The sequence below is a fragment of the Bradyrhizobium sp. HKCCYLR20261 genome (assembly GCF_051168435.1).
Lineage (GTDB): Bacteria > Pseudomonadota > Alphaproteobacteria > Rhizobiales > Xanthobacteraceae > Bradyrhizobium.
Genome location: NZ_JBNPUZ010000019.1, coordinates 117,013 through 131,853, shown reverse-complemented (window position 1 = coordinate 131,853; position 14,841 = coordinate 117,013). Strand labels below are relative to the sequence as shown.

The following is a 14,841-nucleotide window of genomic DNA, read 5'->3' as shown; positions in this document are numbered from 1 at the left end:
GGTGATGGCGGTGGTTCGTGTCATTCTCGCTGCGCTGACGCTCGTGCTCGGCGCGAGCGCGGCGAGCGCCCATCCGCATGTCTGGGTCACCGCGACCAGCGAGCTGCTCTACGCGGCCGACGGCACGGTGACCGGCGTGCGCCACGCCTGGACCTTCGATGACATGTTCGCGACCTATGCGCTGCAGGGCCTCGAAACCAAGCAGAAGGGCGTCTACACCCGCGAGGAGCTGGCGCCGCTGGCGCAGACCAACGCCGAGTCGCTGAAGGAATATGCCTACTTCACCTTCGTGAAGGCCGACGGCCGCAAGCAGAAGCTCGTCGATCCCGTCGACTACTACCTCGAATACAAGGACACCAAGCTGACCCTGCACTTCACCCTGCCGCTGAAGGCGCCGGTGAAGCCCAGGGAGCTGCAGGTCGAGGTGTACGATCCCAGCTATTTCATCGATTTCCAGATGGCGGAGAAGGATCCCGTCAAGCTGGTCAGTGCTCCCTCAGGCTGCAAGTTCGGCCTGGCGAGACCGAGCGACGGCGGCGCCGTCGCGCAGACCATGAACGAACAGACATTCCTGAGCGGCGGGGCGAACGCCAATTTCGGAATGAATTTCGCCAACAAGATCTCAGTGGAATGTCCATGACGCCTCGCCCCAGCTCTCGACCGCTCCTGACCTGCGCCGCGATCCTTGCCGCGCTTCTCGCCGCCGACGCGGCGTCCCATGTGCTGCTCGCCAAGTCGCCATTCGGCGCGCCGGCCGAGCCGCAGGTCGGCGGCATCGTCGGTTGGATCCTGGCCAAGCAATCGGAATTCTACCGCCAGATGTCGTCGACGATCCGCGCGGCCAAGGCCGACGGCTCGGCGGTGTGGTGGCTGCTCGCGATCTCCTTCGCCTACGGCATCTTCCACGCGGCCGGCCCCGGCCATGGCAAGGCGGTGATCGCCTCCTATCTCGTCGCCAACCAGGAAACGGCGCGGCGCGGCATCGTGCTGTCGTTCGCCTCGGGCCTGATGCAGGCGCTGGTCGCGGTCGCCATCGTCGGTGTCGGTGCGGTGCTGCTCAACGCCACCGCGGCCACGATGTGCAGCGCCGAGAAGGTGGTGGAGATCGCGAGCTACGGCCTGATCGCGCTGCTCGGCGCGCGACTGGTGTGGGTCAAGGGCGCGTTGTTCCTGCGCACGTGGCAGCCCCCGGCGCCGGCACTGGCGCTGGCGGGCGCGCCAGCCGCGGTGGTGACGTCGGCGCATGATCACGGCCACGCGCATGATCATCAGCATCGTGGGCCTGTGCATGATCATCATGGGCATGATCACCACGGCCACGATCACCATGGGCATGACCATGGTCACGGGCATCATCATGGCGACCACCATCATGGGCATGATCATCATCAGCACGATCATGCCCCTGCGGCCGCTGCGCATCGTCACGGCGCTCATGATCACGTTCATCACGATCACGCGCACCATGGCCACGTGCACGGCGACGATTGCGGCTGCGGCCATTCCCACGGCCCGGCGCCGAGCGAGCTCGCCGGTCCCGGCGGCTGGCAGCGCGGCTTCCAGGCGATCTTCGCCGCCGGCATCCGCCCCTGCTCGGGCGCGATCCTGGTGCTGGTGTTCGCGCTGGCGCAGGGCATGTTCTGGGCCGGCGTTGCCGCCACCATCGCGATGGGCATGGGCACCGCAATCACCGTCGCCACCATCGCGGTGATTGCCGTTGCCGCCAAGGACGTCGCCCGCCGCCTCAGCGCCGGCCGCGACGGCGGCGGCGCGCTGATCATGCGGGGCTTGGAGTTTGGGGCGGCGGGGCTGGTCTTGTTGTTCGGCGTGGGCCTGCTGTTCGGCTACATGGCGGCGGAACGCACGACCTGTTTCTGAGCGGGTGAGCGTGGCGCTCAGCTAGGACGCTCCTGCCCAACGCATCCGCCACGGCGTACTGGATGCCCGCCTGCGCGGGCATGACAGCGGTGGTGGTGGGCCGAGTTCGCGCAATACGATCACTGTCGTCCCGGACAAGCCACGAGCGCGCACTAGCGCGATCGTGGCGCCGATCCGGGACCCATACGCCGCGGCGGCTGTGATTGAGCGAGCCTTTAACTACACGCCTGCCTCGAACTGCTCCCTGTGGTTATGGGTCCCTGCGTTCGCAGGGACGACAGCAGAGTGCTTGGCGAACGCGTGCCCCACAACGGGTGTCGTCCCCGCGAACGCGGGGAGCCATACCGCGGATGCTATCGAGGGACGTTGCTGCCAGCGGTCCGCCTCGTCACGAGCGGTGAGTATGGGTCCCGGGTCAAGCCCGGGACGACAGCGTGGGTGTGGACGCGATGTGGCCATGCCCCTGCGGCCGCAGCGCGCGGCCGAGGGCCATCAGCGGGAAATAGTGGCGGTACATGCCATAGCGCAGCATGAAGGCGCGGGAGAGCTCGGGGCCCTGCATCAGGCGCTCCGACAGCGCGGGGTCGTTCAGCTTGATGGTCTGGCCGACGCCATAGCCGGGGAAGCCGGTGCCGGTGAATTCGGGCTCGTCCCAGGTGCCGGCGGACTGGCGCTCGACCAGCCACATGCAGCCGCGCTCGATGGCGTCCTTGTCCTGCGGACGGTTGACGGCGAGCAGGGCCATCAGCGCCCACGCCGTCTGCGACGCCGTGGTGGTGCCGCGGCCGACGGCTGAGATGTCCATGTAGGAGGCGCAGCTCTCGCCCCAGCCGCCGTCAGGCTGCTGATGCGCAACCAGCCAGTCGCAGGCGCGGCCGATATAAGGCTGGGTCATGTCCTCGCCGATCGCGGCCAGCGCCGGCAGCACCGCGCCGGTGCCGTAGACGTAGTTGACGCCCCAGCGGCCGAACCACGGGCCGCTCGGCTCCTGCTCGCGGCGGATATAGTCGAGCGCCTGCACCATCGACGGATGATTGCGCGAGATGCCGAGCTTGCCGAACGCCTCGATGATGTGCGCGGTCACGTCGACCGAGGGGGGATCGAGCGCCTCGCCGTAATCGCAGAACGGAATCTTGGTCAGGATCTGCTGGTTGTTGTCCTTGTCGAACGCGCCCCAGCCGCCACCCCGGCTCTGCATGCCGATCAGCCAGTCGACGCCGAGCTGGATCGCCTCGTCGATGCCCTTGGCCTTCCACTTGGGATCATGGCGCAGCGGGGCCAGCGCGATCAGCGCCACCGCGGTGTCGTCCGTGTCGGGATAATAGTTGTTGGCGTATTCGAACGCCCAGCCGCCGGGCTTGACGTGCGGCAGCTTCATCGACCAGTCGCCGGGCACGCGCACCTGGCGGTCGAGCACCCAGTTGACCGCCTTGTCGACGGCCTCGGGATAGTCGCCGAGCACGCCGGCATCGTCGAAGGCGAGCAAGGTGAGGATCGTGTCCCATACCGGGCTGTTGGTGGCCTGGATGTAGGTGGCCTCTCCAACGTCGACGCGCCAGCCGGGATCGTTCAGCGCATCGAGCCCCTTGGCGAGCACGGGATGATTGAGCGGATAGCCTTCGGTGTACAGCGCCATCAGGCCGTAGATCCAGGGCGGCTGGATGCCGCCCCAGGCGCCGTCGAAATCCTGGTGGCGGATCATCCATTCCAGCACGCGGCTGGTCGCGGCGGGGCGGAACAGGCCGAGATTGAGCTTGTTGCCGAGGTTCTGCAGCGCATGCAGCACCTTGTCGGCGCCGCGGAAGAACTTGTCCCAGCCGCCGGCATTGGCCTTCACCGGCAGCTCGTAGTCGAAGGCGTCGCGGCCGCGCGGAAACAGCGCATCCAGCCGGTTCTCCGGCGGCAGCGGCCGGCTCGGCCGCTTGGCCGAGAGCACCGCGATCGGCATCAGCGTGGCGCGCGCCCATTGCGCGAAATTGTAGATCGAGAACGGAAACCAGAGCGGAAACCAGATGACCTCGGGCGGGATGTTCGGCGTCTTCTCCCACGGCCATTCGCCGATCAGCGCCAGCCAGTAGCGGGTGAACACACGGATGTTGCGCAAGCCGCCCTTGGCCTCGATCCATTCGCGCGCGCGTCGCACCGGCGGCTCGTCATCGCGGAAGCCGAGCGAGCGGAGCGCGGCATAGGCCTCGACGGTGGCGTTGATGTCGCCATTGGGCGCGCCGAAATAGACCTGCCAGGCGCCGTCCGGGCGCTGGCTGTCGAGCAGCGACTGGCCCAGGCGCTTGCGCAGCGGATGGTCCTCAAGGCCCAGGAACCACAGCGCCAGGCACCATTGCGCCTCCATGCAGGCGTTGGACTCGGCACGGCCGACCCAATGGCCATCCGGCTTCTGGTTGGCGATCAGCCAGTCCGAGGCCGCCCGCACCGTCGATTGCAGGGCGGTCTGGTAGTTTCCCGGGTCGCGCGGCGCGCGCGCGGAGGCCGAGCTGGTCAAGGTCATCACAAGTCCTCTGGCGGCCTTACGGCGCCGCTGCAGCAGTCCGAATTCACCCCGCCCTATAGGGAATCTTACTGCCAAATCCAATCAACTGGCTGTAGCGGGCCGGATCAAAGGGGAAACGAAAAGCGTACAGACAGAGGTGTTCCGCCCCCTTGGTTAGCAGCCCCGTGGGGACGGGGATGTGACGCCCCTCACGTCCGGCGCGGGCTCAGACGGGCAGGTAGACGCGCAGCAGCGGCAGGAAAAAGATCCCGACCGTGATCAGGAAGCCGATCGCCCACAGGATCGAGCGCAGCGAGGGCCGATCGCCGATATAGGTCAGCACATAGGCCACCCGCACGATGACGAACAGCACCGACAGCTCGTTGATGAGGTTCTGCGGCGCGGCGCGGAACTCCGCCAGCAGCACGGCGGCGGCGAAGAACGGGAACGCCTCGATGCCGTTCTGGTGGGCGCCCAGGGCCCGCTCCCGAATCCCGGCGCGGAAAAACGCGGGATCGCGTGGCCTGGCATTGTCGTAGCGACCGCCGCCCTCGACGCTGATCCATTTCGCCGGCACGATCGTTATGAGGTAGAGCATTACGCTGGCGAAAATGCATAGCTCAGCAATCGTCATGGCTCCTCCAGCCCGATGACATCGGTGAAATGGCCCTTATCTTGACAATGTCGAAACAAGCCGCCAAGCCACGCCCTTCACCAGTCACGGGCATCATGACCGCCGCCATCTCTCTCGACAATGCCAGGCCTGTCGAAGTCAGGCCCGTCGATATGAAGCCGTCACCAGCCGCGAGCACGGCGCGGGTCGGCGTGCTGCTCGTCAATCTCGGCACGCCGGATACGGCCGATGCCGCCGGCGTGCGCGTCTATCTCAAGGAATTCCTGTCCGACCGCCGCGTGATCGAGGACCAGGGACTGTTGTGGAAGATCATCCTCAACGGCATCATCCTCAATGTTCGGCCGCGCAAGAAGGCGAAGGATTACCAGTCGATCTGGAACAACGAGAAGAACGAATCGCCGCTCAAGACCATCACCCGCGCGCAGAGCGAGAAGCTTGCCACGGCGATGGCCGATCGCAGCCATGTCATCGTCGACTGGGCGATGCGCTACGGCAATCCGTCGATCAAGGCTGGCGTCGACGGCCTGATGGCCAAAGGCTGCGACCGCATCCTGGTGGTGCCGCTGTATCCGCAGTATTCCGCCGCAACCTCGGCGACCGTCTGTGACGAGGCGTTCCGCGTGCTGACCGAGATGCGCGCGCAGCCGACGATCCGGGTGACGCCGCCCTATTACAACGACGATTTCTATATCGAGGCGTTGGCAGTTTCGATCGAGGAGCATCTCAAGACGCTGCCATATACGCCCGAGCTGATCGTGGCGTCGTTCCACGGCATGCCCAAGGAATATGTCGACAAGGGCGATCCCTATCGCGAGCAGTGCGTGGCGACGACGGAGCTGCTGCGCAAGCGGCTCGGCATGGACGACACCAAGCTGCTGCTGACCTTCCAGTCGCGCTTCGGCTTCTCGGAGTGGTTGCAGCCCTACACCGACAAGACCATCGAGAAGCTCGCCAAGGACGGCGTCAAGCGCATCGCGGTGGTGATGCCGGGCTTCGCCGCCGACTGCCTCGAGACGCTCGAGGAAATCTCCGGCGAGAATTGCGAGATCTTCAAGCACAATGGCGGCGAGGAATTCTCGGCCGTGCCGTGCCTGAACGACAGCGCGCCCGGCATGGAGGTGCTGCGGCAACTGGTGCTGCGCGAGCTGCAGGGCTGGCTCTGAAGCCGGCAGCGGTATTGCCGGCCGTCTAGGTAAGCTCCACTTCGGCACAAGATCGACGGAGCCGCGGCCGTCGAAAATATGTTGCTGAACCGTGACCATCGGACCCCCGACAAAATCATGCGGCAATCCCTAGATTGTGATTGCTGCAGAGTTCGGTGAGGAGACGGCTGTCTCCTCCCTTGGAGGATCCATGAGCGGTTTCGACATTTTCGCCATAGCGCTGGTGCTGCTGGTCATCTTCACGCTGTACTCCGGCGTAAAGACCGTGCCGCAGGGCTTCGACTGGACCGTGGAGCGGTTCGGCAAATACACCCGCACCTTGTCGCCCGGCCTCAACATCATCGTCCCGTTCTTCGACCGCATCGGGCGCAAGATCAACATGATGGAGCAGGTGATCGACATTCCCGAGCAGGAGGTCATCACCAAGGACAACGCCACCGTCACGGTCGACGGCGTCGCCTTCTACCAGGTGTTCGATGCGGCCAAGGCGAGCTACGAGGTCGCCAACCTCAACCAGGCGATCATCACCTTGACCATGACCAACATCCGCTCGGTGATGGGCTCGATGGATCTCGACCAGGTGCTGTCGCATCGCGACGAGATCAACGAACGGCTGTTGCGCGTCGTCGATGCCGCGGTGTCACCCTGGGGGCTGAAGGTCAACCGCATCGAGATCAAGGACATCGTGCCGCCGGCGGACCTGGTCGAGGCGATGGGCCGGCAGATGAAGGCCGAGCGCGTCAAGCGCGCCGACATCCTGCAGGCCGAGGGCCAGCGGCAGTCGGAGATTTTGCGCGCGGAAGGCGCCAAGCAGAGCCAGATCCTGCAGGCGGAAGGCCGCCGCCAGTCGGCGTTCCTCGACGCCGAGGCGCGCGAGCGGGCGGCGGAGGCCGAGGCCAAGGCGACGCAGATGGTTTCGGACGCGATCGGCAAGGGCGACGTCGCGGCGCTCAACTACTTCATCGCCGACAAATATATCAAGGCGTTCGGCCAGCTCGCGGACTCGCCGAATCAGAAGGTGATCATGCTGCCGATCGAGGCCACCGGCATGCTCGGCTCGCTCGCCGGCATCGGCGAGATCGCCAAGGCGACGTTCGGCGAGAATGCGGTCGCCGCCGCGCGCCGCGGCGGCTCGGTACCGTCAGCGGGCACGCCGCCGAAGCCGCCGGTGCCGCCGCAGGCTTGAGGCAGGGGAGGTCATCATGAGCGACATGTTCGTGACGCTCGGCACCTGGAACTGGCTGATCTTCGGCATCATCCTGATGGCGCTGGAGCTGCTCGCGCCGGGCGTGTTCCTGATCTGGCTGGGCCTTGCCGCGCTCGTGGTCGGTCTGCTGTCGTTTGCGTTCGCGCCGGGATGGCAGCTGCAAATCCTGCTGTTTGCGGTGTTTGCGATCGCCGCCGTGCCGCTGTGGCGGCGGCTCGCCCGCGCCAACGCCGCGCCGTCGCAGGACAACCCGTTCCTCAACCGCCGCTCGGCCGCGCTGGTGGGGCGCGAGTTCACCCTGGAGAAGCCGATCATCGACGGCAATGGCACGGTGCGCATCGACGACACGGTGTGGCGCGTGGCCGGCCCCGATACGCCCGCCGGCAGCCGCGTGCGGATCGTGCAGGCCGATGGCGCGCATCTGACGGTGACGGCGGCGTAGGTCTGCGGGCGGTGTTGCTTGATTGATGCGACGCTCTAACCGCGTCATTGCGAGCGCAGCGAAGCAATCCAGGGCGTCACGTGCGGCCCTGGATTGCTTCGTCGCTTCGCTCCTCGCAATGACGGGGAGAGAGAGGGCGGGGGCTCAATTCTGCAGCCTCACACCCAGCATCACCACGGTGCCCGACGACGCCGCGCCCGCGATGTTCGAATCCAGCTTGTCGTAGCGTAGCGTGCCCTTGACCCACAGGCTGCGGGTCATCTTGTAGACGAGGTTGCCTTCGGCCGAATAGGTCCGGTCGTTGCGGCCGTAGCCCTGGTAGTCGAGCGTGCCGAAGGTGAACTTGCCGATGCCGGTCAGCCAGCGCCGGAAATCGTGGTCGACCTGCACGGTGTAGGTGCGGATCAGCACGCCGGAGGCCCCCGCGACGGTGGTCTCGGCGACCTGCGTGTCCGAGAGGAAGCGCGCCGTCGTCAGCGGTGTCGCCGACCACACCAGCGAGGCCGAGGTCAGAAATCCCTGCAGCCGGTCGAGCCGTGGATCGGTGTAGCTGCGCGTGGCGTAGCCGAGCGAGAGCTCGCCGGTGAGCAGACGGGTGAACTCGAACGAGGTGCCGGCCTTGGCGTAGCCGCCGGCCGAATCGCGCTGATAGCCTGAGCGGTCGAACTGCCGGTCGTAGGTGCGGGTATTGCCCTGCACCTCGACGAACGGCTTCAGGGCGGGCGTGACCTCGTAGGACACCCGGCCGATACCGCCGAACTGGTTGTAGTTGCGGTCGTCGTTCGAGGTCATCGTGCCGTCGGTCAGCTTGCTCTGCTGATAGCTGGTGCGGTCGGCGGTGGCGCCGGCCGAGATCTGCAGCCGGTTGAAGCGCTGATCGAAGCCTACGGTGGTGCCGAGCGTGGTGTAGACCGGATAGCGGGCCAGCCCCGCCTGCACGCTCGGGCTACCGGGATTGTCGGTCGCGGCGCGCAGGCGGAGCTGGGCGCCGACCGAGGTGTCGCGGGTGACGTCGAGGCGGCCATCGACATGGCCGGTGAAATCGGGGCGGTCGAGCGTGGTCGGCGCCGAATTGATGCCGCCGTCCATCATGGCGGGCAGAGTGCTGCCATAGCCGGTGAACGAGCCGCGCAGATCGGCGACCAGCGCGTGGCGCTCCCAGTTCGACACCGCCAGAAATTCCGGCGCGATCATCCAGGCCGGCATGCCGCGCGGCCGCGCGAGGCGCGCCGGGTTGCTGTCATAGCCGGCCGACAGCTCGACCGCGCCCTTGATCAGGAACGGCCCGACATAGTCGCCGACCGCGCCGAACGGGTCGTCGTCGATCCGCAGCCGCTTGCGCGGCGGCTGGCCGGGCACGGTGCCGGCCATCGCCGGCGGGACTGGCTGCCGGTTGGCGGAGGCGGACGGCGGCAGGGCCGGGCGGAGCTGCCCGGTCAGATCGCCCGAAGGCGGCGTGCCCGGCCCGGGCGCCGGCTTCGGCCGCGGTTGAGCGGGGTAGAATTTCGGCTTCTTGCGGGTGCGGTTCAGCGAATCATAGCCGACATCGGCCGCGCCGCTGGCGGCGGGGACGCCGGGCAGCGGGACCCGCGTCTGGCGCGCCGGGGAGCCGGGCGGAGGCGGCGTGGAGGGGACGCCGGGTGTCGTGACCGCATCGGACAGGCCGCTGACCGCGGTCCGCCGCAGCGGCGACTCCTGCGGGGCGAGAAAGCCGTCGCGCACGGGACGGAAGACGTCGATGGTCTGGGCGCAGGCCGCGTCGGCGCCGAGGGTGCCGAGCAGCAGGCAAGCGGCGGAGACGCCGCGCCGCATCGCGCGCCCCCCGCGGCCGCTGTCAGGCCTCCACCCCACGATGAAAATACTCCAACAAAATCAATTGCGTCGCGGGGCCGTCCCGCGCCGCCGGCCAACACCGTCGTTAAGGGAGTAAAAACAAATATGGTTAATGGGCTGTTGATGACGCCTTGCCGCCTTACCCATGCTAAAGAGCGGCGCCTGACTGTCTCAGCCTTTGAATCAGCCTGGAAGCGAGAATGCCGAGATCGAAGCCGTTGACCGAAGCCCCTCCTGCCAACGCGGACATCCAATCGGCGCTGCGCACGCTCGACGCCGGCAGCAACGGCATTGCCGCGATCTCCGCCGCGCTGCGCGGCCCGCTGGGGGCGGCCTTCGCTGCCGCCGTCGAGCTGATCCGCCAGGCCAAGGGCCGCGCCATCCTCACGGGTCTTGGCAAGTCCGGCCACGTCGCGCGCAAGATGGCGGCGACCCTGGCTTCGACCGGCACGCCGGCCTTCTTCGTCCATTCCGCCGAGGCCGGCCATGGCGATCTCGGCATGATCACCTCGGATGACGTCGTCATCGCGCTGTCGTGGTCGGGCGAGCAGCCGGAGATGAAGACGCTGGTCAACTACACCAAGCGCTTCGCCATCCCCATGATCGCCATCACCTCGAACGCGCAGTCGTCGCTGGGGCAGGCGGCGCGGATCGTGCTGGAGCTGCCCAAGGCGCGCGAGGCCTGCCCGCACAATCTCGCGCCGACCACCTCGACCTTGATGCAGGCCGCGATCGGCGATGCGCTCGCGATCGCACTGCTCGAAGGCCGCGGCTTCACCGCGCTGGAATTCGCCAATTTCCATCCGGGCGGCAAGCTCGGCGCCATGCTCAAGCACATCTCCGACCTGATGCGCTCCGGCGACGCCGTGCCGCTGAAGCCGCTGGGCACCGGCATGGCCGATGCGCTGGAAGAGATGTCGGCCAAGGGGCTCGGCTGCGTCATCATCGTCGACGGCCGCGGCCATGTCGCGGGAATCATCACCGACGGCGATCTGCGCCGGAAGATGCGGTCCGACCTGCTGTCCGTTTCGGTCGACGAGATCATGACCGCCAACCCGCGCACCGTCCGCCGCGAGGCGCTGGCGTCGGAGGCGCTGGAGATCCTGAACTCCGCCAAGATCACCACGCTGATCGTGACCGACGGCGCCAAGCCGGTCGGCATCCTGCACATGCACGACCTGCTGCGTGCCGGGGTGGCGTGATCTCAGCCATCGTCATTGCGAGCGAAGCGAAGCAATCCAGAGTCCTTGCTGAGCCCTGGATTGCTTCGCTACGCTCGCAATGACGACGATTGATATAGCGGCCTGTGTTGTTGGAAGTTTTCGTCACGATGTCTCCCGACTTCAACCTCGACAAATACCTCGCCCGTATCGGCTATCGCGGGCCGCTGACGCCGAGCTTTGATACACTCGCCGGCTTGCAGGCGGCCCATGTCGATGCCATCGCGTTCGAGGGCATCGATCCCTTGCTCGGCCGTCCCGTGAACATCGATCTCGCGTCGGTGCAGGCCAAGATCGTCGACGGCCGCCGCGGCGGCTATTGCTTCGAGCAGAACGCGTTGTTGAAGGCCGCGCTGGAGGCGATCGGCTTCGCGGTGACGCCGCTGTCGGCGCGGGTGCGCTGGCGGCTCGACGCAGCCGCGCCGCATACGCCGCGCACGCATATGATGCTGAAGGTCGACCTGCCGGAGGGACCGTATCTTGCCGATGTCGGCTTCGGCTCCTGCCTGCTCGACACGCCGCTGCGCATGGTGCCGGACATCGAGCAACCGACGGCGATGGGCACGTTTCGCCTCACATTCTCTGACGGGTTGTATTGGCTCGCGGCGAAGCAGCCGGCGGGCTGGCGCACCATGTACGTGTTCGATCTGACGCCGCAGATCCACGCCGACTATGTGCTCTCCAACTGGTTCACCTCGACCAGCCCGCTGACTCCGTTCACCTCGATGCTGATCCTGGAGCGGCTGACGTCCGAGCTGCGCTACAAGCTGGTCAACCGCCGGCTCGTGGTCGAGGCGCGCGACGGCGAAGTCAGGAGCGAGCAGATCATCGAAACGCCGGAGGCGTTGCAGCGTGTCGTCGAGGAGGTCTTCGGCGTCACGCTGCCGGTCGCCGTCGATGCGATCTGGGCGCGGATCGAGAACTGATCGGAAGGCGATGCGATGGCGGACGAGTTTCAGCTGGAATCTTATCTCGCCCGTATCGCCTATCGCGGGCTGCTCGCCCCTGACCTGGCGACGTTAAGCGCCCTGCAGGCCGCGCATGTCGATGCGCTGCCGTTCGAGGCGCTCGATCCGCTGATGGGGCGCCCCGTCCATGTCGATCTCGCCTCGGTGCAGCGGAAGCTCGTCCACAGCCGTCGCGGCGGCTACTGCTTCGAGCAGAACGTGCTGTTCCAGGCGGCGCTGGAGTCGATCGGCTTCAAGGTCACCGGCCTGACCGGGCGGGTGCGCTGGCGCTCGCAGCCATCAGAGCCGCTCGGGCCGCGGCAACACATGATGCTGCTGGTGGAAGCCGAAGGCCGGCCGTATCTGGTCGATGTCGGCTTCGGCATCTGCCTGATGGATGCGCCAATTGCACTGGAGGTCGGGCCCGAGCAGACCACGCCGATGGGCACGTTCCGCATCGGCATGTGGGACGGGCTCTACGCGATCAGCGCCAGGCAGCCGGCCGGCTGGCGCATGATGTACGCCTTCGACCTTGCGCCGCAGATCCACGCCGACTACGTGCTCGGCAGCTGGTACACGTCCACCAACGCGAATGTGCCGGCCACGCACACGCTGATGATGGAGCGCGTGGAGCCGACCGTGCGGCACAAGCTGGTCAGCCGCCGCTATCAGACGCAGGCCCGCGATGGCGAGGTGATCGAGGAGCGGACGGTCGAGAGCGCTGAAGAACTCGGCCGGTTGATGGACGAGGTGTTTCGGGTGACGCCGCCCGTGCCGGTCGAGGATATCTGGGCGCGGACGACAGCCTGATTGTCAGTCGGCTTGATGTGTCAGTGGTCGGCCGACCGTCCTGCCGCAAAGACGGTGCGCTCCCCTCCCCCTTGCGGGGAGGGGGCGGGGGTGGGGGTCCACGAATCCAGACCTACGTCGTTGAGCTGAACTCTTCCCCGCGGGCGAACCGCTCGCTTAAGCCGATGAACTTACCGCGTCATTGCGAGCGCAGCGAAGCAATCCAGAGTCCCGCCCACGACTCTGGATTGCTTCGCTGCGCTCGCAATGACGGAAGTAGCTAGAGTGGAGAGCGTCGGCGGGAGCTGCGACGGCCGCTTGCTAGGTTGAAGTCCGGCGGACTCAACTTCGTTCAGCGCCCGGGGACCCCCACCCCCGACCCCTCCCCGCAAGGGGGAGGGGGGCGCAGCGCGCTCGGGGTGGCGGATCGGGTCTAATTAGAAGGGTGAGGCCAATACGCGCGGCGTCTGCCGCGCTCAGCGCGGCAGCTCGGTCTTGCCCATCAGGAACTTGTCGACGGCCTGGGCGCACAGCCGGCCCTCGCGGATCGCCCACACGACCAGCGACTGGCCGCGGCGCATGTCGCCGGCGGAGAACACCTTCGGCAGCGAGGTCTGGTAGTCCGAGAGGTTGGCCTTGACGTTGCCGCGCGGGTCGAGGTCGACGCCGAGGCTCTTCAGCAGGCCCTCGTGCACCGGATGCACGAAGCCCATCGCCAGCAACACGAGGTCCGCATCGAGCACGAACTCGGTGCCCGGGATCGGCTTGAACTGCGCATCGACGCGCACGCAGTGCAGCTTCTTGACCGCGCCGTTCTCGCCCTCGAACTTCTGCGTCAGCACCGCGAATTCGCGCACCGCGCCTTCGGCCTGGCTCGACGAGGTCCGCATCTTCAGCGGCCAGTTCGGCCAGGTCAGCTCCTTGTTCTCACGCTCCGGCGGCGCCGGCATGATCTCGAGCTGGGTGACGGAGAGCGCGCCCTGGCGCAGCGAGGTGCCGATGCAGTCGGAGCCGGTGTCGCCGCCGCCGATCACGACGACATGCTTGCCTCCGGCGAGGATGTCGGTGGCGTTAACGGCCTCGTTGCCGACACGGCGGTTCTGCTGCGGCAGGAAATCCATCGCGTAGTGGACGCCGGAGAGATCACGGCCGGGGATCGGCAGGTCGCGCGGCGCTTCCGCGCCGCCGGTCAGCGCGACGGCATCGTAATCCTTGAGCAGCGACTTCGGATCGATGCCGTCCTTGCCGCCGACAGGAGTGCCGTAGTGGAAGACGACGCCTTCGCCTTCCATCTGCGCGATGCGGCGATCGATGATGCCCTTCTCCATCTTGAAGTCGGGAATGCCGTAGCGCAGCAGTCCGCCGGCCTTGGCATGCTTCTCATAGACATGCACCTCGTGTCCGGCGCGCGCGAGCTGCTGCGCGGCCGCGAGGCCCGCGGGGCCGGCGCCGACGATCGCGACCTTCTTGCCGGTCTTCACCGCGGCCGGCTCGGGCTTGATCCAGCCCTGCTCGAACGCCTTGTCGACGATCGCGCATTCGATCGTCTTGATGGTCACCGGATTGTCGTCGATGTTCAACGTGCACGACGCCTCGCACGGGGCGGGGCAGATGCGGCCGGTGAACTCCGGAAAGTTGTTGGTCGAGTGCAGGTTGCGCGACGCCTCTTCCCAGTTGCCGTTGTAGATCAGGTCGTTCCAGTCCGGGATCTGGTTGTTGACCGGGCAACCGGGCGTGCCCGGCGCGGCCGAGCCGGTGCCGTGGCAATAGGGGATGCCGCAATTCATGCAGCGCGCCGCCTGGTCGCGCAGCTCCTTCTCGGAGAGCGGCACCACGAATTCCTGGAAATGCTTCAGCCGCTCGGCAACCGGCGCGTACTTGCGATCGTGCCGCTCGATTTCGAGAAAACCTGTGACCTTGCCCATGACCTACGACGTCCCTGACTGCTCGGGCCTCATGGTTCGAGACGGCGCTTTCGCGCCTCCTCACCATGAGGAATTTCCTCTGTGCTTCCCCTCATCCTGAGGAGCGGCGCCTTCGCCGCGTCTCGAAGGATGAGGCCTCGATCCTGGCCTCATGGTTCGAGACGGTGCTGCGCACCTCCTCACCATGAGGATCTAGTTTCCTACTTCTCCTCACCCCCGGGGAGCGGCGCTTGCGCCGCGTCTCGAAGGGCGAGGCCCCGCTCTCGGCCTCATGGTTCGAGACGGCGCTTCGCGCCTCCTCACCATGAGGAGCAA

At 66.8% G+C, this 14,841-nt stretch carries 12 protein-coding genes; 8 read left to right on the top strand and 4 right to left on the bottom strand.

Translation table 11 applies throughout. The features are described 5' to 3' along the window. Positions 1-4 precede the first annotated feature (4 nt). Together ACQR1L_RS30400 and ACQR1L_RS30395 are read left to right on the top strand one after the other, a co-directional pair. Positions 5-640, top strand: a complete 636-nt coding sequence (locus ACQR1L_RS30400) for a DUF1007 family protein (protein WP_434861598.1) — start codon at positions 5-7, stop codon at positions 638-640. Continuing rightward, a complete protein-coding gene (locus ACQR1L_RS30395) occupies positions 637-1,878 on the top strand; it encodes a nickel/cobalt transporter (RefSeq protein WP_434861597.1) in 1,242 nt (413 codons plus the stop codon). The genes ACQR1L_RS30400 and ACQR1L_RS30395 overlap by 4 nt, the downstream gene beginning before the upstream one ends. A gap of 415 nt (positions 1,879-2,293) precedes the next feature. Here ACQR1L_RS30395 and shc read toward each other — a convergent pair whose 3' ends face one another. Next, positions 2,294-4,384, bottom strand: a complete 2,091-nt coding sequence (gene shc, locus ACQR1L_RS30390) for a squalene--hopene cyclase (protein ID WP_434861596.1) — start codon at positions 4,382-4,384, stop codon at positions 2,294-2,296. 208 nt (positions 4,385-4,592) lie between these two features. After that, on the bottom strand, positions 4,593-5,000 hold the full coding sequence (locus tag ACQR1L_RS30385) for an MAPEG family protein (RefSeq protein ID WP_434861595.1): 408 nt from the start codon (positions 4,998-5,000) through the stop codon (positions 4,593-4,595). Positions 5,001-5,095: 95 nt separating this feature from the next. Here ACQR1L_RS30385 and hemH point away from each other — a divergent pair, with 95 nt between their 5' ends. The 3 genes from hemH (at position 5,096) to ACQR1L_RS30370 (ending at position 7,812) form a co-directional block, all read left to right on the top strand. Further along, the gene (gene hemH / locus ACQR1L_RS30380; protein WP_434861594.1) at positions 5,096-6,163 is read left to right on the top strand and encodes a ferrochelatase; all 1,068 of its coding nucleotides are present in this window, start codon (positions 5,096-5,098) and stop codon (positions 6,161-6,163) included. 190 nt (positions 6,164-6,353) lie between these two features. After that, positions 6,354-7,349, top strand: a complete 996-nt coding sequence (locus ACQR1L_RS30375; protein ID WP_434861593.1) for an SPFH domain-containing protein — start codon at positions 6,354-6,356, stop codon at positions 7,347-7,349. A 16-nt stretch (positions 7,350-7,365) separates the two neighbouring features. Next, complete coding sequence (locus ACQR1L_RS30370; RefSeq protein ID WP_434861592.1) at positions 7,366-7,812, top strand: NfeD family protein; 447 nt, start codon at positions 7,366-7,368, stop codon at positions 7,810-7,812. Between the two features lie 144 nt (positions 7,813-7,956). Here the strand turns inward: ACQR1L_RS30370 and ACQR1L_RS30365 are convergent, their stop codons facing one another. Continuing rightward, the gene (locus ACQR1L_RS30365; protein WP_434861591.1) at positions 7,957-9,663 is read right to left on the bottom strand and encodes an outer membrane beta-barrel protein; all 1,707 of its coding nucleotides are present in this window, start codon (positions 9,661-9,663) and stop codon (positions 7,957-7,959) included. Between the two features lie 182 nt (positions 9,664-9,845). Between ACQR1L_RS30365 and ACQR1L_RS30360 the strand changes: the two genes are divergently transcribed. The 3 genes from ACQR1L_RS30360 (at position 9,846) to ACQR1L_RS30350 (ending at position 12,622) form a co-directional block, all read left to right on the top strand. Beyond that, a complete protein-coding gene (locus tag ACQR1L_RS30360; RefSeq protein WP_434861590.1) occupies positions 9,846-10,847 on the top strand; it encodes a KpsF/GutQ family sugar-phosphate isomerase in 1,002 nt (333 codons plus the stop codon). Positions 10,848-10,975: 128 nt separating this feature from the next. Beyond that, positions 10,976-11,791: an arylamine N-acetyltransferase family protein gene (locus tag ACQR1L_RS30355; protein ID WP_434861589.1), complete on the top strand. Its 816-nt coding sequence runs from the start codon at positions 10,976-10,978 to the stop codon at positions 11,789-11,791. A 15-nt stretch (positions 11,792-11,806) separates the two neighbouring features. Then, positions 11,807-12,622, top strand: a complete 816-nt coding sequence (locus tag ACQR1L_RS30350) for an arylamine N-acetyltransferase family protein (protein WP_434861588.1) — start codon at positions 11,807-11,809, stop codon at positions 12,620-12,622. A gap of 455 nt (positions 12,623-13,077) precedes the next feature. Here the strand turns inward: ACQR1L_RS30350 and ACQR1L_RS30345 are convergent, their stop codons facing one another. Next, positions 13,078-14,526 (bottom strand): glutamate synthase subunit beta, encoded by a 1,449-nt coding sequence (locus ACQR1L_RS30345; protein ID WP_434861587.1) that lies wholly within the window; start codon positions 14,524-14,526, stop codon positions 13,078-13,080. Positions 14,527-14,841: the final 315 nt, after the last annotated feature.

Excerpts from the sequence above, each read along its gene's own strand:
- ACQR1L_RS30395 (WP_434861597.1), top strand. The coding sequence starts at position 637 with ATGACGCCTCGCCCCAGCTCTCGACCGCTCCTGACCTGCGCCGCGATC.
- ACQR1L_RS30400 (WP_434861598.1), top strand. The coding sequence starts at position 5 with ATGGCGGTGGTTCGTGTCATTCTCGCTGCGCTGACGCTCGTGCTCGGC.
- ACQR1L_RS30370 (WP_434861592.1), top strand. The coding sequence starts at position 7,366 with ATGAGCGACATGTTCGTGACGCTCGGCACCTGGAACTGGCTGATCTTC.
- ACQR1L_RS30360 (WP_434861590.1), top strand. The coding sequence starts at position 9,846 with ATGCCGAGATCGAAGCCGTTGACCGAAGCCCCTCCTGCCAACGCGGAC.
- hemH (WP_434861594.1), top strand. The coding sequence starts at position 5,096 with ATGACCGCCGCCATCTCTCTCGACAATGCCAGGCCTGTCGAAGTCAGG.
- shc (WP_434861596.1), bottom strand. The coding sequence starts at position 4,384 with ATGACCTTGACCAGCTCGGCCTCCGCGCGCGCGCCGCGCGACCCGGGA.
- ACQR1L_RS30355 (WP_434861589.1), top strand. The coding sequence starts at position 10,976 with ATGTCTCCCGACTTCAACCTCGACAAATACCTCGCCCGTATCGGCTAT.
- ACQR1L_RS30385 (WP_434861595.1), bottom strand. The coding sequence starts at position 5,000 with ATGACGATTGCTGAGCTATGCATTTTCGCCAGCGTAATGCTCTACCTC.
- ACQR1L_RS30350 (WP_434861588.1), top strand. The coding sequence starts at position 11,807 with ATGGCGGACGAGTTTCAGCTGGAATCTTATCTCGCCCGTATCGCCTAT.
- ACQR1L_RS30345 (WP_434861587.1), bottom strand. The coding sequence starts at position 14,526 with ATGGGCAAGGTCACAGGTTTTCTCGAAATCGAGCGGCACGATCGCAAG.
- ACQR1L_RS30375 (WP_434861593.1), top strand. The coding sequence starts at position 6,354 with ATGAGCGGTTTCGACATTTTCGCCATAGCGCTGGTGCTGCTGGTCATC.